The following is a 13015-nucleotide window of genomic DNA, read 5'->3' as shown; positions in this document are numbered from 1 at the left end:
CGCCCGCGCCTTGTGTCACCCTGTTAACCGTTTGATAACAATCACAACGTTTTATCAGGGAGGAGAATTATGTTGGGGGATCCGATGGCGCTGTCCGCGCTGGTCACGCTGGTGGTCATCGCGCTATGGGCCAGCGCCCGTTTGCCGGAGTATTTGGTCGCGCTGCTGTTCTTTGCGGCGGTGATGGTATTGCAGCTGGCACCCGCCGCGGTGACCTTTTCCGGTTTCGCGTCTTCCGCATTCTGGTTGGTGCTCAGCGGTTTCGTGTTGGGCACCGCCATCCGCAGCACCGGCTTGGCGGATCGCCTTGCCAACCGACTCTTGCCGCATCTGGCCGGTTCCTGGCCGCGCCTGGTGGGCGGCGTGGTGGCGATAAGCTACGCGTTGGCGTTTGTCATGCCCTCCAATATGGGGCGCATTACGCTGCTGATGCCGATCGTCATGGCGTTGGCCGAGCGCGCCGGCCTGGCGGAAGGCTCGCGCGGCCGCATCGGTTTGGCGCTGGCGGTGGGGTTCGGCACCTTCCAGCTTTCCGCCAGCATCCTGCCGGCCAACGTGCCTAACCTGGTGATGAGCGGTGCGGCGGAAAGCGCCTACGGCAGCCACTTCGCTTATCTCTCTTATCTGCTGTTGCACGCTCCGGTGCTCGGGTTGGCCAAAGGCGCGCTGCTGACGCTGTGCATCTGCGGCCTGTTCCGTGCCCGGCCGCAGCCAGTGGCGGCCGAGGCGGGGCAAACGCCGCTCAGCGCCGCCGAGTGGCGACTGATCGCGCTGTTGGGCATTACGGTGCTGCTGTGGATGACCGACAGCTGGCACGGCATCGCCCCCGCCTGGATCGGGTTGGCGGCGGCCTGCTTCTGCCTGTTGCCGCGCATCGGTTTTCTCAACGGCGAGCAGTTCGCCGCCGGGGTCAACGTGCGCACCTGTATTTACGTGGCAGGGATCCTGGGGCTGACCGCATTGGTCAGCCACTCGGGGCTCGGCGATCGGTTGGGTGGCGCGCTGCTGGCGATGATGCCGGATCTGCACGGCAAGCCGTTTACCGCATTCGGTTCGCTGGTGGGGATCACCGCGCTGTTGAATTTCGTGGTGACCGCCAACGGCGTGCCGGCGCTGTTTACCCCGCTGGCGCAGGCGTTGTCCGCAGGCAGCGGCTTGCCGCTGCTGACGGTGCTGATGACCCAGGTGATCGGTTACGCCACGCCGCTGTTGCCGTATCAGGCCTCACCGATCGTGGTGGCGATGGGGATGGGCAAAGTGCCGGCGCGCGAAGGGCTAAAGCTGTGCCTGCTGTTGGCCGCGCTCAGCTTCGCACTGCTGGTGCCGTTGGACTATCTGTGGTTCAGGCTGCTGGGGTGGATCCCGTAAACAGCCCCGCGCCGCCGGCAAAGCAGTCTTCGTCCAGCGTCAGGGTGGCGATTTTATGCACCGGTCCGCGCATGCTGACCTGAAAATCGCCGCTGAAGGCGATCTGCAGTTCGCCGCCCGGCATCCGCACACTAACCCGATCGCCGACTCGTCCCAACTTGCGCATCACGCTGGCGGCGGCGCAGCTGCTGCTGCCGGAGGCGAGGGTAAAACCGGCGCCGCGCTCCCAGATGCCGATACGCAGCGTCTGGCGATCGACCACTTCCACCAGTTGTACATTGGTGCGTTTCGGGAACAGCGGATGGCGCTCAATCTGCGGTCCGAGCCGATGCACCTGCGCCAGATCCAGTTTTTCCACCGGCACCACGCAGTGCGGGTTGCCCATCGACACCAGCGAAACGCTTAACGTCTCCTCCTTCAGGGGCAGCGGATAGTTCAGCGCCTCCGGCAGATCGATCAAGGCCGGCAGCGCCGCCGGGCTGAAATTGGCGCGCCCCATCTCCACGGTTATCTGATGCGCGTCTTCCGCCACCTGGCAACGCACGTCGCCGCCGGCGGTGTGCACCAGAAATGGCTGATGCGCCACGCGCTTGCTGTCGAACAGATACCGCGCGTAGATACGCAAGCCGTTGCCGCTTTTCTCCGCTTCGGAGCCGTCCGGGTTGATGATGCGCAGGGTGGGATTGACGGCGTCGCCGCTGTCGATCAGCAGGCCGTCGGAACCGATGCCGTAATGCGGGTGGCACAGCAGGCGGATCTGTTCCTGGCTCAGGCGATCGGCGACCGAACGATGGCATACCAGGTAGTCGTTGCCCAGACCGTGATATTTGTGAAACAGCAGGGGAGTCATGACGTTGCTCGGCTCAGCGGGAAGAGGTCGCTACAGCTTACAACAGAACGTTGGCGTTAAAGCAAACAAAAGGCGGCCTGAGCCGCCCTTTTGCACGATTGCCGATCCGGCCATTAATTGTAGATGATCGCGGTGCCGTGCAGTTTGTTGTCACCGGTAGTGGCGATGATCTGGAAGGATTTGGCGCCCGCCGCGTCGGCTTTGGCCGCCAGTTTGTTTTCCAGGCTGCTCAGGTCGGACGCGCCGCTGACGGTAACGACGCCGGCTTTTTGCAGGTCGGCGGGTTGCGCGTTCACCAGTTCGGCGGCGAAGCTGCCGAAGGAGGCGGAAGTCAGTGCGATGGCTGCGATGGTCATTTTCAGGTTTTTCATGGTCTTATTTCCTATCAGTGTTCTTTACGATGTTTGTTTTGTAAGGTCGTTAAATTAATTAACGATCGATAATTTAATGCTAGATGCCGGTTTGACGGATTGCAAGTATTTTTTTAATGCTCGTTAATTAATTTTTTTTTACGCCCTGGCATTGTGAGCAATAAGGGTATGCAGTCCACAGGCTTAATGCTTTGTTATTGATAGATTTCTGCAGTGCCATGCAGCTGGTTGTTGCCGCCGGCGCTGGTGATGCGGAAGGATTTGGCGCCGGCCTGATCGGCTTTGGCGGCCAGGCTGTTTTCCAGCGAGGTCAAATCGGACGCGCCGCTGACGGTGATGACGCCCACTTTTTGCTGGTCGGCCGGTTGGCTAGTGACCAAATCGGCGGCGAAGCTGCCGAAGGAAACGCTGGCCAGAGTGAGGGCGGCTAAGGTTAGTTTTAAGCTTTTCATGATGTTAATTCCTTTTCGATAACGGTCAATAGAGGGTTTAATCCGGTTCGCTAATTTTTATTAACGATCGATAACTAAATGCTAATCGGTTCTCGACGAGGGCGCAATATTTTTTTATAATGATCGTTAAGTTATTTGTGCTAAGCCTGCTGTGGAGCGGGATAGGAGAGGAACGATGAGCATCAATGAAGCGGTTTGCGGCAAGAAAAGCCGTGGCAGACCCAAACAATTTGATCGCGACCGGGCGTTGGAAAGCGCACTCGATCTGTTCTGGCGGCACGGGTATGAAGCCACCTCGCTGGCCGATCTGGTGGAAGTGACCGGCGCCAAGGCGCCGACGCTGTATGCCGAGTTCGGCAACAAAGAGGGGATGTTCCGCGCGGCGGTGGAGCGCTATCTGCAGAAATACACCACCTGCACCAACCAGCTGTTGGAACAGGATGTGCCGGTGGCCGAGATCGTCGAGGCTTACGTGCGTTCTTCGGTTCAGGTCTTCACCGATCCTGATACCCCCTCCGGCTGCTTTATGGTGTGCGCCTCCGCTGCGCTGTCGTCCGCGTCCGACGACGTCGCCCAGATGCTGCGCAAAAAGCATCATGCGCAGGAAGCGGCGCTGAAGGCCTGCTTCGATCGCAAGGTGCAGCAGGGCGAGCTGCTGGCGAAAACCGATACCGCGCTGCTGGCGAAATACGTGATTTGCACCATTGAAGGCATGTCGGTGCAGGCGCGAGAAGGGGCAAGCCGGGACGATCTGTTGCGGTTGCTGGAGGCGCTGATGCTGGTGTGGCCGCGTCTCAGCCAGATTGGCAATAAGGTGTAGAAACAGGCCCGGCTTTTACCGCAATGCTGATCAGTTAGCGTTTTTCTGCAGGCGTTCGTGACATTTTCGGTCGATAAAAGTGAGATGCCCCATGTGGCTCACGCACCTCGACCGAGCCAGGGGCCGAAGGCGCGGCCCCTGGCAACCCGCGCCTTTGCCCTATCAGACGGTTGGCTTTGCCAACTGCCCTCTCTCCGCCATAGCGCATTGAGGCCGGTTGCGACAGGCGTCCCTGCCTGTCTCACCTGAAACCGCCGTCCATGGCGGTTTCGCCTAATGCGCTATGCCTGCGTTCGGCGTCTTCAAGGGCGCCCAACACCGCGCTCATCTCCAACTTCTCTACCAGAACCTCATAAGCGACAGATTTCCCGGTAGCAGCCAGCTCAGGTGTTGACCTTGGGCGCGCATCACCGGCTGCCGAGCAAGACGGCGTTGTCAGGGTCAATCGGCCAGGGAAGGCCGGTTGAGGCGAGACTAACAGGGACGTTTGTCGCAGCCGACCCGCCCGACAACGCTGACGCGGCGAGGGTATCCGCGTAGCGGACAGATGGTGTTAAGCGAAGGCGCGGGTGGAGGGGCCGCGCCATCGGCCCCTCCAATTGCCGTTCATATTGGCCACAGAGAAATGCGGACATTTACGGCAATTCCCCTGCACAGAACGCCCAGAGGCTGGATAAAAAAATGCCACTCAGGCTTAAGTGAGCGGCATTGCGGCTTTTACCGGGCCGTTTAACCCATTACTGATTGACCGGGATCACCGCGCCCTGGTACTTCTCGCGGATAAAGTCTTGAATCGGCTTGGAGTGCAACACTTTCACCAGCGCCACGATCTCCGGCTTGTTCACGTCGGCTTTGTGCACGGTGATGATGTTGGCGTACGGGTTGTTTTCGCCGCTTTCGACCGCGATTGGATCCTTGGTCGGATTCAGCCCGGCGTCGATGGCGTAGTTGGCGTTGATCACCACGGCGTCACCTTCGTTGTTGTTGTACATCTGCGGCAGCAGCGCGCCTTCAACGTTAGCCTGGAACTTCAGGTGTTTCGGGTTTTCCACCACGTCGGCGATGCGCGCATCCACCTTGCTCACCCCTGGCTTCAGCTTGATCACGCCTTCCCGTTCAAAGATTGACAGAATGCGGCCTTCTTCCGCCACCGCGTCGCGCATGATGATTTTGCCGTTTTCCGGCAGATCTTTCAGGCTCTTGTACTTCTTCGAGTAGATGCCGATAGGCTCAATATGGATCGCGCCGGCGCTGACGAAGTCGTAGCTCTTGTCGTCGGCGTGGTCTTTCAGCACCGAGTTCAGGTAAGGCACGTGCTGGAAGTAGTTGGCGTCGATGTCGTGGCTGGCCAGCGCGGTGTTCGGCAGGATGTAGTCCTGGAAGCGCTTGATCTGCAGATCGATGCCTTCCTTCGCCAGTATCGGTTTGGCCTGTTCGAGGATCTCGGCGTGCGGCACGTTGGAGGCGCCAACCACCAGCTTGGTCGCCGCGGCGGCGCCGTAAGAGGCGAGGGTGGCGACAGAGGCGAAAGCCAACATCAGTAGGTGCTTTTTCATCATCGTTTTCCTTGGTTAATTAACGTTTATCGAGCGTTCTTGTCAGGGTGTCGCCAATGAACTGAATGACGAAAACGATCAGCAGGATCGTCAGCGTTGCCACCAGCGTCACGTCACTGTGGTTGCGTTGGAAGCCTTCCAGATAGGCCAGGTTGCCCAGGCCGCCGGCGCCGATCACTCCGGCCATCGCGGTGTAGCTCACCAGCGCGATCAGGGTGACGGTGATGCCGGAAACCAGCGCCGGCGAGCTCTCCGGCAGCAAGACGCGGAAAATCAGGGTGCGGTTTTTGGCGCCCATCGAGCGCGCCGCTTCGATTACCCCTTTGTCGACCTCGCGCAGCGCGATCTCCACCAGTCGGGCGTAGAACGGCGCGGCGCCGACGATCAGCGCCGGCAGGGCGGCGTCCGCGCCGAGAATGGTGCCGATCAGCGACTTGGTGAACGGGATCAGCAGCACGATCAGAATGATGAACGGAATGGAGCGGAAGACGTTGACCAGCACGGAGATCAGGGTGTAGACCGTGCGGTTTTGCAGCAACTGCCCCTTCGAGGTTAAAAACAGCAGCACGCCGAGCACGATGCCCAGCACCAGCGTGGCCAAACCGGCGATGCCGGTCATGTACAGCGTTTCCCAGGTGGCGTCCCACAGTTGGTCCAGACGCAGGTGGGGGAACAGGGATTCAATCATGTTGGATAACCTCGACGGCGATGTCTCTTTCGTTCAGCAGGCTGAGCATGTCGGCGACGTGTTGTTCGTTGCCTTCGGCGTGGATGTACAGTTCGCCGAACGAACCGTTGAGGGTGTGGCTGATCTTGCCGTGCAGAATGTTGACGGTGAGCGGGTAGCGCCGAATCACCTCGGCGATCACCGCCTGATGCGTTTGTTCGCCGACGAAGGTCAGCTTGAAGATCGCCCCCGGCAGGTGGGCGGTGAGCTGCGGGTTGAAGCTCTCAGCCGTGTCCGCATACTGCGACACCTGTTTGACGAACTGCCGGGTGATCGGCTGCTGTGGCCGGGTGAACACCTCGAGCACTGGCCCCTCTTCGACGATGCGGCCGTTTTCCATTACCGCCACGCGGTGGCAGATTTTGCGCACCACGTGCATTTCGTGGGTGATCAGCACGATGGTCAATTTCAGCTGGCGATTGATGGCCAGCAGCAGGTCGAGAATGGCGTCGGTGGTTTGCGGATCGAGCGCTGAGGTGGCCTCGTCGCACAGCAGCACGCTCGGGTTATTGGCCAGCGCGCGGGCGATGCCGACGCGCTGTTTCTGGCCGCCGCTGAGCTGCGACGGGTAGGCGTTTTCGCGCCCCTGCAGGCCAACCAGCGCGATCAGTTCTGCCACGCGCGGGGCAATCTGCGCCTTGGGGACGCCGGCTATCTGCATGGAAAAAGCGATGTTTTGGCTGACGGTGCGCGACCACAGCAGGTTGAAGTGTTGGAACACCATGCTGATTTTCAGCCGCGCCTGGCGCAGGTGGCTGCCTTTGGCGCGGGCGATATCGAATCCGCCCACGTCAATGCGGCCGCTGGTGGGCTTTTCCAGGCCGTTGAGCAGGCGGATCAGCGTGCTTTTGCCGGCGCCGCTGTAGCCGATGATGCCGTAAATTTGCCCGGCTTCTATCGCCAGGCTGACGTCGTCAACCGCCACGACGCGGCCCTGTGCGCTGTCAAAAGTTTTGCAAACGTTCGAAAGAACGATCATAGCGAAGCGGATCCTTATCGATACATCACAGCATTCCGTCCGGGGCGCGTCGCGCCGGACAAGGATCGTTCGGCTTTTCGGCGGGGCACAACCCGGCGGGAAGTGACGGACGGAACCTCTGTTGCGGGTGAATACCGGGCAATCCTACCGAGGGTTTATAGTGACAGGAAGAATGTAAAATCTATTACTTATTCTGATTTGATATATTAGCGGCGAGCGAGATAAGGGGGAGAAAACCGGCCGCAGGGCGGCCGGCGGAGGCGGACTAGCGTTTTTCCAGCTTCATGTGCAGCAGCGGGAACGGGTTGCCCTGGCCGTCGAGCGGTGAGCGGCCGGTGATGACAAAACCGTAGTGGCGGTAGAAGCCGCTGGCCTGCGGATTTTGCTCGTTCACGTCCAGCTGCAGCTCATCGTGCAGCGTTTCCGCGTGGGTCAGCAGCGCTTTGCCCACGCCTTTGCCGCGCTGATCGGCATCGATAAACAGCATCTCCACCTTGTTGCCGTTCAGACCGATAAAGCCGCAGGGATGCCCCGGCTGCTCTTCGGCCACCCAAACGTTGACCGCCGGCAGGTAGTCGTTCAGCACCAGCGGGAACAGCTGTGCGATGTTGTCTTCGGTTAAAAAGTGGTGAGTGGCGCGCACCGAACGCAGCCAGATATCTGCCAATTGCGCGTTGTCTTCCGCCGCGCGTGCTCTGATGGTAATCATCGAACTCTCTGCTATCTAAGTTGAAGGAAAAGAAACTAGATAGAGGTTTTGTGGGGTTAGTGCCGAATTAACGTGGGTTAACGCCCTGCAAAGCGCCTCTGCAGTGGATCGAATAGGCCCGCCTGGTTGCAAGCGGTATAACAACTGTAATTCAGTAAGTTAAAGCTTTCAACCGCCGCAGGGCGCAATGAGGCGCTCGCCGCGTGATACACTGGCCGCTGAATGAGCAAGAGGGCGGCAGGATGGAAGCGGTACGCGCAGCGATAGAAAAACAGGTGCTCAGCCTGACCGGGCTGGCGCTCGGCGGCGTCGATTTTGAGAATCCGCCCGGCGATCCGGGGCTGTTCGGCCCGCAGTCGGTCATCTGGCAGGTACATCGCGACTTCACCCCGATGCTGTGCGGCGGCGTCAGCGCCTTGTTGTTGCAAATGCTGCACCCGTTGGCGCTGGCCGGCGTATGGGATCACTCCAACTTCCGCGACGATATGATCGGCCGCCTGCGCCGCACTAGCCAGTTCGTGTCGGTCACCACCTTCGGCCCGACCGCCGAGGCGGAGCGGCTGATCGCCAAAGTCAAAGCCATCCACCTGCGAGTGGCCGGCGTCGGCAGCGACGGCACGCCCTATGCCGCCAGCGATCCGGCGCTGCTGACCTGGGTGCACGTGGCGGAGAGCAGCCGTTTTCTGGCCAGCCACCTGCGCTACCGCAACCCGCATCTTTCCCGCGATTTGCAGGATCAATACTATCGCGAAGCGGCGCGCGTGGCCGCCGCGCTGGGGGCGACCACCATCCCTCAGTCCTGCGCGGAAGTAGACGACTATCTGCAGGCGATGCGGCCGCAGCTGGTGTGCGATGAACGCACGCAAGAGGTGGCGCGCATTCTGCTGAAGGCGCCGGCGCCGAGCGCATTGGCGCGCCCCCTCGGCGGGGTGGTGATGCAGGCGGGCATCGATCTGTTACCCGATTGGGCGCAGCGGCAGTTCGGTTTTCATCCGGGCGCGCTGCGGCGGCGGCTGGTGCGAACGGGCGCCGCCGGTTTGGGCAAGGTGCTGGGCGCGTCGATGCGCAACGGTTCCTATCAGCGTGCGGTGCGGCGCATCACTCAGCCGTCATGAGCCGCAGCCGCTATAATTAGCCTTTGTTTATCTTCGTTTACGGCCGTTTTTGAGACTTTTACGGGTGATCCGGCCAGTAATGCGTTTTACACTTGGGGGCAAAGCCACATTCCATTTTTTGCGCGCAGCCGATTCTGCCGCGCCCTGACCCTATTGAGGTGATATGAACGAGTCATACGTACTTGCTGAAGTCAGCAATGAGAACCAGACGCTGGTCGCGGTGGTTCAGCAAGGGAGCAGGGCAGCCTATTTTTACATTTATCCCGCCGAAGCCTACAGCGATCGCTATCAGGTGCGCGCCTGCTGGCTGCGCAATCTGGCCGCCGCGCCGCTGCAGGAAGATCGCGCCGCGCTGGAGCAGGGGCAACCGCCGATGCTGGCGGCGGAATTTTGCCGCAACCTGGAAGGGGAAGCGCCGCTGAACCCGGAAGGGCTGATGGTGGTGTGGAGCGAAAGCGACGACGGCGCGGCCCTGTGGTATTACGGCCAACTGCTGGCGGTGATCCCCGGCTGGAGCCTGTATATCGACCATTCGGTGTGCTATTCCGCCAGCTGCATCAAGGAGAGCCCGTTGGCCTATCCGCTCGGTTCGGCCTCAACCAACACGCAATATGCGCAGGCGGAGAGCACCCGCCAATTCTGGCGCAGCTGGCAGCGTGAAGAGGGCAATCCGTGGCCGAAGATGCAGCGCGATTTTCAGGCGCGCTATGAGCAGCATTTCGGCCCTTCGGTAAAATACTACGCCATCGATCAGGGCAAGTGGCCTCCGATGGCCATCACCCAGCATGAACGCGACGGCATCTATTACTTCCTCACCATGGGCGTTAGCATTCGGCCGATGCCGTGGGTGGAGATCCTGTTCAACGATGAGGCTTCGCGCTATCGCCGCATGGAGATGGCGATCGCCATCGACAGCCAATACATGACCGAAGACAACGCGGTGCAGATGGCCAGCGCGCTGGCCGGTTTCGCTCACGCGCCTTGGGCGCGGCTGACCTGGATCGGCGAAGGGCATACGCTGGAGTCCGACGTGGCGCCGTTGGGCTATGAAGGCTATATTTTATCGTCGTCCTTCTACCCGCATCACGCGCACCTGACGTTGCCGCAGCAGTACGGCGATCCGGTGAACCTGTTCTGGGCCAGCCCGGTGTTTACCGCCGAGCGCCAGCTGGCGCACGCCACGCCGAACGGCGGGCACGATCTGGTGCACAGGCTGCGCGAGCAGGGCGTCGACCATATTTTCCGCCCGCGCCAGCCGGTGTGCTGACGCGACTTGTCTTCTCTTCGGGAGCCGCCATGACCAGCGCGCTGTTGATTATCGATGTGCAGGAAGGGTTGTTTACGCCGCCGCCGGCGGATGCCGCGGGCACCGTTGCGCGCATCAACCAACTGAGCGAGCGCGCCCGCCGGGCGGGCGTGCCGGTTGTCGTGATTCAGCACCATACGCCGGACGACGAACTGCCGCATGGCAGCGCCGCCTGGCAACTGCTTGCGGCGCTGAAGGTGGCGCCGGGCGACCATCGGGTGGATAAAACCACGCCGGACTCGTTCCTGCGCACTTCGCTCGGCGCGTTACTGATCGCCAACGGCGTATCGCAGCTGGTGGTTTGCGGCTACTCCACGCCGTTTTGCATCGATACCACGGTGCGCAGCGCGGCGGCGCACGGCTATCCGGTGACGCTGGCGGCGGATGCCCACACCTGCCACGACAAATCCTATGCCGACGGTTTGCTGATCCGTACCCACCATAACGAGACGCTGTCGAACATCGACAGCTTCGGCGTGCCGATCCGCGCCATACCCGCGGCGGACATCGTGTTCTGAGTATGGAAAACGGGGGCCAACGCCCCCGTTCGTTATTTCAGGCCCGCTCGTCGCGCCGCCACCTTGGCCAGCGCCGCCCAGTCCAGATCCGCATCCCCCTGCGCCATCGCGTCGAGGAAATTGTCTTTCAGCACCCCGGCGAACGGCATCGGCGTATGGCTGTCGGCGCCGGCGGCCAGCGCAAGCCCGACGTCCTTCAGCCCCAGCGCCAGCCGGAATCCGGCGGGGGAATACTTCTCGGCGGCGATCAGCGCGCCATAGCCCTGATAGGCCGGGGCGGCGAAGACGGTGCCGCTCAGCATCTGCAGATAGTCGGCGCCGGAAACGCCGTAGTTGCGCACCAGCGCGCTGCCTTCCGCCATCGCTTCAATGGCGCTGGCCAGCGTAAAGTTGGTGGCGATTTTGACCACGTTGGCCTGCGCCGGATCGGCGCCGAAGTGCCAGGTTTTCTGGCCGAGGGCATCGAACAGCGGCTGCGCTTGCTTCAGCCGCTCGCTATCGCCGGCCGCCAGAATATTCAGCTTGCCGGCGGCGGCCACGTCGACCCGGCCCAGCACCGGCGCGGCGATATAGCCGATGCCGTGTTCCGCATGCAGCGTCGTCAGGCGTTTGGCGAGTTCGACCGAGATAGTCGCCATATTGATATGCAGCGCGCCCGGTTTCATCCGCTGCAGCAATCCGCTGTCCACCACCACCTGTTGCGTCGCGGCATCGTCGGCCAGCATGGTGATCAGCACGTCGGCATCGGCCAACTGTTCCGGCCGTTCGGCCTGCCGCGCGCCGGCGCTCACCAGCGGCTGCGCCGCCTGCGGCGAACGGTTCCATACCGTCAACGCAAATCCCGCCTTCACCAGGTTAGCCGCCATGGCGCTGCCCATCCCACCCAGTCCGGCAAATCCGATCTTCATCATGCGCTCCTTTTTCAGGTTGAAGGTTTTACCCTAGCGCGCCGGGCCAGGAACGCAAATGCCGGAGTGTAACGCCGTCTTACGCGCCGGCGGCGGGCTATTGACGCATTGCCGCTGCGGGTATACCTTGATGGCATGAATATATCGATGCACTCCACCCACAATCAGTCATGGTGGCGCCTCTTCTGAGGCGGCACGAGTATTCACATCTCTTTTTAATGCCGCCGGTTTGGCGGCATTATCTTTTGTGGCGTTGATCCGGCGGTCTACAGACCTTCAGGAGCACTGTCATGAGTTACACCATTCTTACCGGCGATCGCGCCACCGGCCCACTGCATTTAGGTCACTTCGTCGGCTCGCTGCGCCAGCGCGTCGAACTGCAGCACCAGCATAACCAAACGGTGATGGTGGCGGATTTGCAGGGCCTGACCGACAACGGCAACAACCCGCAAAAAATCAGTGCCAACGTGCTCAACGTGGTGGCCGACTATCTGGCGGTCGGCATCGCTCCGCACAAGACCACCATTTGCCTGCAGTCGGCGCTGCCGGCGTTGGCCGAGCTGACGATGTACTACCTCAACCTGGTCAGCGTGGCGCGGCTGGAACGCAACCCGACGGTGAAAAGCGAAATCGCCGAGAAGGATTTCGCCCGCAGCCTGCCGGCCGGTTTTCTGATCTATCCGGTCAGCCAGGCGGCGGACATCACCGCCTTCGGCGCCACCCACGTGCCGGTCGGCGAGGATCAGCTGCCGATGCTGGAGCAAACCAACGAGATCGTTCGGCGCTTCAACCACATCGTCGGCCAACCGGTACTGACGGAGTGCCAGCCGCTGCTGAGCAACGTCGGGCGTCTGCCGGGGCTGGACGGGCAGGGCAAAATGTCGAAATCGCGCGGCAACGCCATCCCGCTTGGCGCCGGCGCCGACGAGGTGCACAAGGCGGTGATGAGCATGTTCACCGACCCCGGCCATCTCAACGTCAGCGATCCCGGCCGGGTGGAGGGTAACATGGTGTTCACCTATCTGGACGCCTTCTGCGAAGACGCCGCGCTGGTGGCGGAGCTGAAGGCGCACTACCGGCGCGGCGGGTTGGGGGACGTGAAAATCAAACGGCTGCTGGAGGATTGCCTGCAGAGCCTGCTCGAACCGATCCGTACCCGCCGCGCCGAATTCATCGCCGATAAAGGCGAGCTGACGCGCATCCTGCAGCACGGCACCCGCCGCGCGCATCAGGTCAGCCAGCAGACGCTGCAGCAAGTCAAGGCGGCGCTGGGGCTGGACTTCTTTAGCCTGGAATGATGCGCACGCCGGGGCGTCACGCGTCACGCCCCGGCCAT

Annotated in this window: 14 protein-coding genes; 6 read left to right on the top strand and 8 right to left on the bottom strand. The window is 61.5% G+C overall.

What is annotated here, in order from left to right:
- The first annotated feature begins 69 nt into the window (after positions 1-69).
- A complete protein-coding gene (locus J9788_RS11640) occupies positions 70-1368 on the top strand; it encodes an SLC13 family permease (RefSeq protein ID WP_182074543.1) in 1299 nt (432 codons plus the stop codon).
- On the opposite strand, the gene dapF is transcribed toward J9788_RS11640, so the two are convergent.
- The 3 genes from dapF to J9788_RS11625 all read right to left on the bottom strand — a co-directional run bounded on the left by dapF (position 1343) and on the right by J9788_RS11625 (position 3041).
- Positions 1343-2218, bottom strand: coding sequence for a diaminopimelate epimerase (gene dapF / locus J9788_RS11635; RefSeq protein WP_069100137.1), 876 nt, complete (start codon positions 2216-2218; stop codon positions 1343-1345). The two genes, J9788_RS11640 and dapF, sit on opposite strands and share 26 nt — an antisense overlap.
- A gap of 113 nt (positions 2219-2331) precedes the next feature.
- Positions 2332-2589 carry a YdgH/BhsA/McbA-like domain containing protein gene (locus J9788_RS11630; RefSeq protein ID WP_046896874.1) on the bottom strand — a complete coding sequence of 86 codons (258 nt, stop codon included), beginning with the start codon at positions 2587-2589 and terminating at the stop codon, positions 2332-2334.
- Between the two features lie 194 nt (positions 2590-2783).
- On the bottom strand, positions 2784-3041 hold the full coding sequence (locus J9788_RS11625; RefSeq protein ID WP_033642312.1) for a DUF1471 domain-containing protein: 258 nt from the start codon (positions 3039-3041) through the stop codon (positions 2784-2786).
- A 175-nt stretch (positions 3042-3216) separates the two neighbouring features.
- Between J9788_RS11625 and J9788_RS11620 the strand changes: the two genes are divergently transcribed.
- Complete coding sequence (locus J9788_RS11620) at positions 3217-3861, top strand: TetR/AcrR family transcriptional regulator (RefSeq protein WP_033642313.1); 645 nt, start codon at positions 3217-3219, stop codon at positions 3859-3861.
- Positions 3862-4598: 737 nt separating this feature from the next.
- Here J9788_RS11620 and J9788_RS11615 read toward each other — a convergent pair.
- The 4 genes from J9788_RS11615 to J9788_RS11600 form a co-directional block, all read right to left on the bottom strand.
- A complete protein-coding gene (locus J9788_RS11615; RefSeq protein ID WP_033652662.1) occupies positions 4599-5417 on the bottom strand; it encodes a MetQ/NlpA family ABC transporter substrate-binding protein in 819 nt (272 codons plus the stop codon).
- 19 nt (positions 5418-5436) lie between these two features.
- Positions 5437-6105, bottom strand: coding sequence for a methionine ABC transporter permease (locus J9788_RS11610; RefSeq protein ID WP_033642316.1), 669 nt, complete (start codon positions 6103-6105; stop codon positions 5437-5439).
- Positions 6098-7123: a methionine ABC transporter ATP-binding protein gene (locus J9788_RS11605; RefSeq protein WP_033642317.1), complete on the bottom strand. Its 1026-nt coding sequence runs from the start codon at positions 7121-7123 to the stop codon at positions 6098-6100. Before J9788_RS11605 ends, J9788_RS11610 begins: the two co-directional genes overlap by 8 nt.
- 265 nt (positions 7124-7388) lie before the next feature.
- Positions 7389-7832 carry an acetyltransferase gene (locus tag J9788_RS11600; RefSeq protein WP_033642318.1) on the bottom strand — a complete coding sequence of 148 codons (444 nt, stop codon included), beginning with the start codon at positions 7830-7832 and terminating at the stop codon, positions 7389-7391.
- A 242-nt stretch (positions 7833-8074) separates the two neighbouring features.
- On the opposite strand from J9788_RS11600, the gene J9788_RS11595 reads away from it, so the two are divergent.
- The 3 genes from J9788_RS11595 to J9788_RS11585 all read left to right on the top strand — a co-directional run bounded on the left by J9788_RS11595 (position 8075) and on the right by J9788_RS11585 (position 10771).
- On the top strand, positions 8075-8947 hold the full coding sequence (locus tag J9788_RS11595) for an oxygenase MpaB family protein (protein ID WP_182264913.1): 873 nt from the start codon (positions 8075-8077) through the stop codon (positions 8945-8947).
- Positions 8948-9110: 163 nt separating this feature from the next.
- A complete protein-coding gene (locus J9788_RS11590) occupies positions 9111-10214 on the top strand; it encodes a suppressor of fused domain protein (protein WP_033652667.1) in 1104 nt (367 codons plus the stop codon).
- Between the two features lie 29 nt (positions 10215-10243).
- Positions 10244-10771, top strand: a complete 528-nt coding sequence (locus J9788_RS11585; protein ID WP_182264912.1) for a cysteine hydrolase family protein — start codon at positions 10244-10246, stop codon at positions 10769-10771.
- 32 nt (positions 10772-10803) lie between these two features.
- On the opposite strand, the gene J9788_RS11580 is transcribed toward J9788_RS11585, so the two are convergent.
- Entirely contained in the window at positions 10804-11679 is an 876-nt protein-coding gene (locus J9788_RS11580; RefSeq protein WP_046896878.1) for an NAD(P)-dependent oxidoreductase, read from the bottom strand.
- A gap of 290 nt (positions 11680-11969) precedes the next feature.
- On the opposite strand from J9788_RS11580, the gene trpS reads away from it, so the two are divergent.
- Positions 11970-12977: a tryptophan--tRNA ligase gene (trpS, locus tag J9788_RS11575; protein WP_182264911.1), complete on the top strand. Its 1008-nt coding sequence runs from the start codon at positions 11970-11972 to the stop codon at positions 12975-12977.
- Positions 12978-13015: the final 38 nt, after the last annotated feature.

Source organism: Serratia sp. X10, assembly GCF_017811775.1.
Lineage (GTDB): Bacteria > Pseudomonadota > Gammaproteobacteria > Enterobacterales > Enterobacteriaceae > Serratia > Serratia ureilytica.
Note: the sequence above shows the minus strand (reverse complement) of the source record. Positions and strands in the feature narration are given on the sequence as shown.

Excerpts from the sequence above, each read along its gene's own strand:
- J9788_RS11605 (WP_033642317.1), bottom strand. The coding sequence starts at position 7,123 with ATGATCGTTCTTTCGAACGTTTGCAAAACTTTTGACAGCGCACAGGGC.
- J9788_RS11610 (WP_033642316.1), bottom strand. The coding sequence starts at position 6,105 with ATGATTGAATCCCTGTTCCCCCACCTGCGTCTGGACCAACTGTGGGAC.
- J9788_RS11580 (WP_046896878.1), bottom strand. The coding sequence starts at position 11,679 with ATGAAGATCGGATTTGCCGGACTGGGTGGGATGGGCAGCGCCATGGCG.
- J9788_RS11630 (WP_046896874.1), bottom strand. The coding sequence starts at position 2,589 with ATGAAAAACCTGAAAATGACCATCGCAGCCATCGCACTGACTTCCGCC.
- J9788_RS11625 (WP_033642312.1), bottom strand. The coding sequence starts at position 3,041 with ATGAAAAGCTTAAAACTAACCTTAGCCGCCCTCACTCTGGCCAGCGTT.
- J9788_RS11595 (WP_182264913.1), top strand. The coding sequence starts at position 8,075 with ATGGAAGCGGTACGCGCAGCGATAGAAAAACAGGTGCTCAGCCTGACC.
- trpS (WP_182264911.1), top strand. The coding sequence starts at position 11,970 with ATGAGTTACACCATTCTTACCGGCGATCGCGCCACCGGCCCACTGCAT.
- J9788_RS11585 (WP_182264912.1), top strand. The coding sequence starts at position 10,244 with ATGACCAGCGCGCTGTTGATTATCGATGTGCAGGAAGGGTTGTTTACG.
- J9788_RS11615 (WP_033652662.1), bottom strand. The coding sequence starts at position 5,417 with ATGAAAAAGCACCTACTGATGTTGGCTTTCGCCTCTGTCGCCACCCTC.
- J9788_RS11590 (WP_033652667.1), top strand. The coding sequence starts at position 9,111 with ATGAACGAGTCATACGTACTTGCTGAAGTCAGCAATGAGAACCAGACG.
- J9788_RS11620 (WP_033642313.1), top strand. The coding sequence starts at position 3,217 with ATGAGCATCAATGAAGCGGTTTGCGGCAAGAAAAGCCGTGGCAGACCC.
- J9788_RS11600 (WP_033642318.1), bottom strand. The coding sequence starts at position 7,832 with ATGATTACCATCAGAGCACGCGCGGCGGAAGACAACGCGCAATTGGCA.
- dapF (WP_069100137.1), bottom strand. The coding sequence starts at position 2,218 with ATGACTCCCCTGCTGTTTCACAAATATCACGGTCTGGGCAACGACTAC.
- J9788_RS11640 (WP_182074543.1), top strand. The coding sequence starts at position 70 with ATGTTGGGGGATCCGATGGCGCTGTCCGCGCTGGTCACGCTGGTGGTC.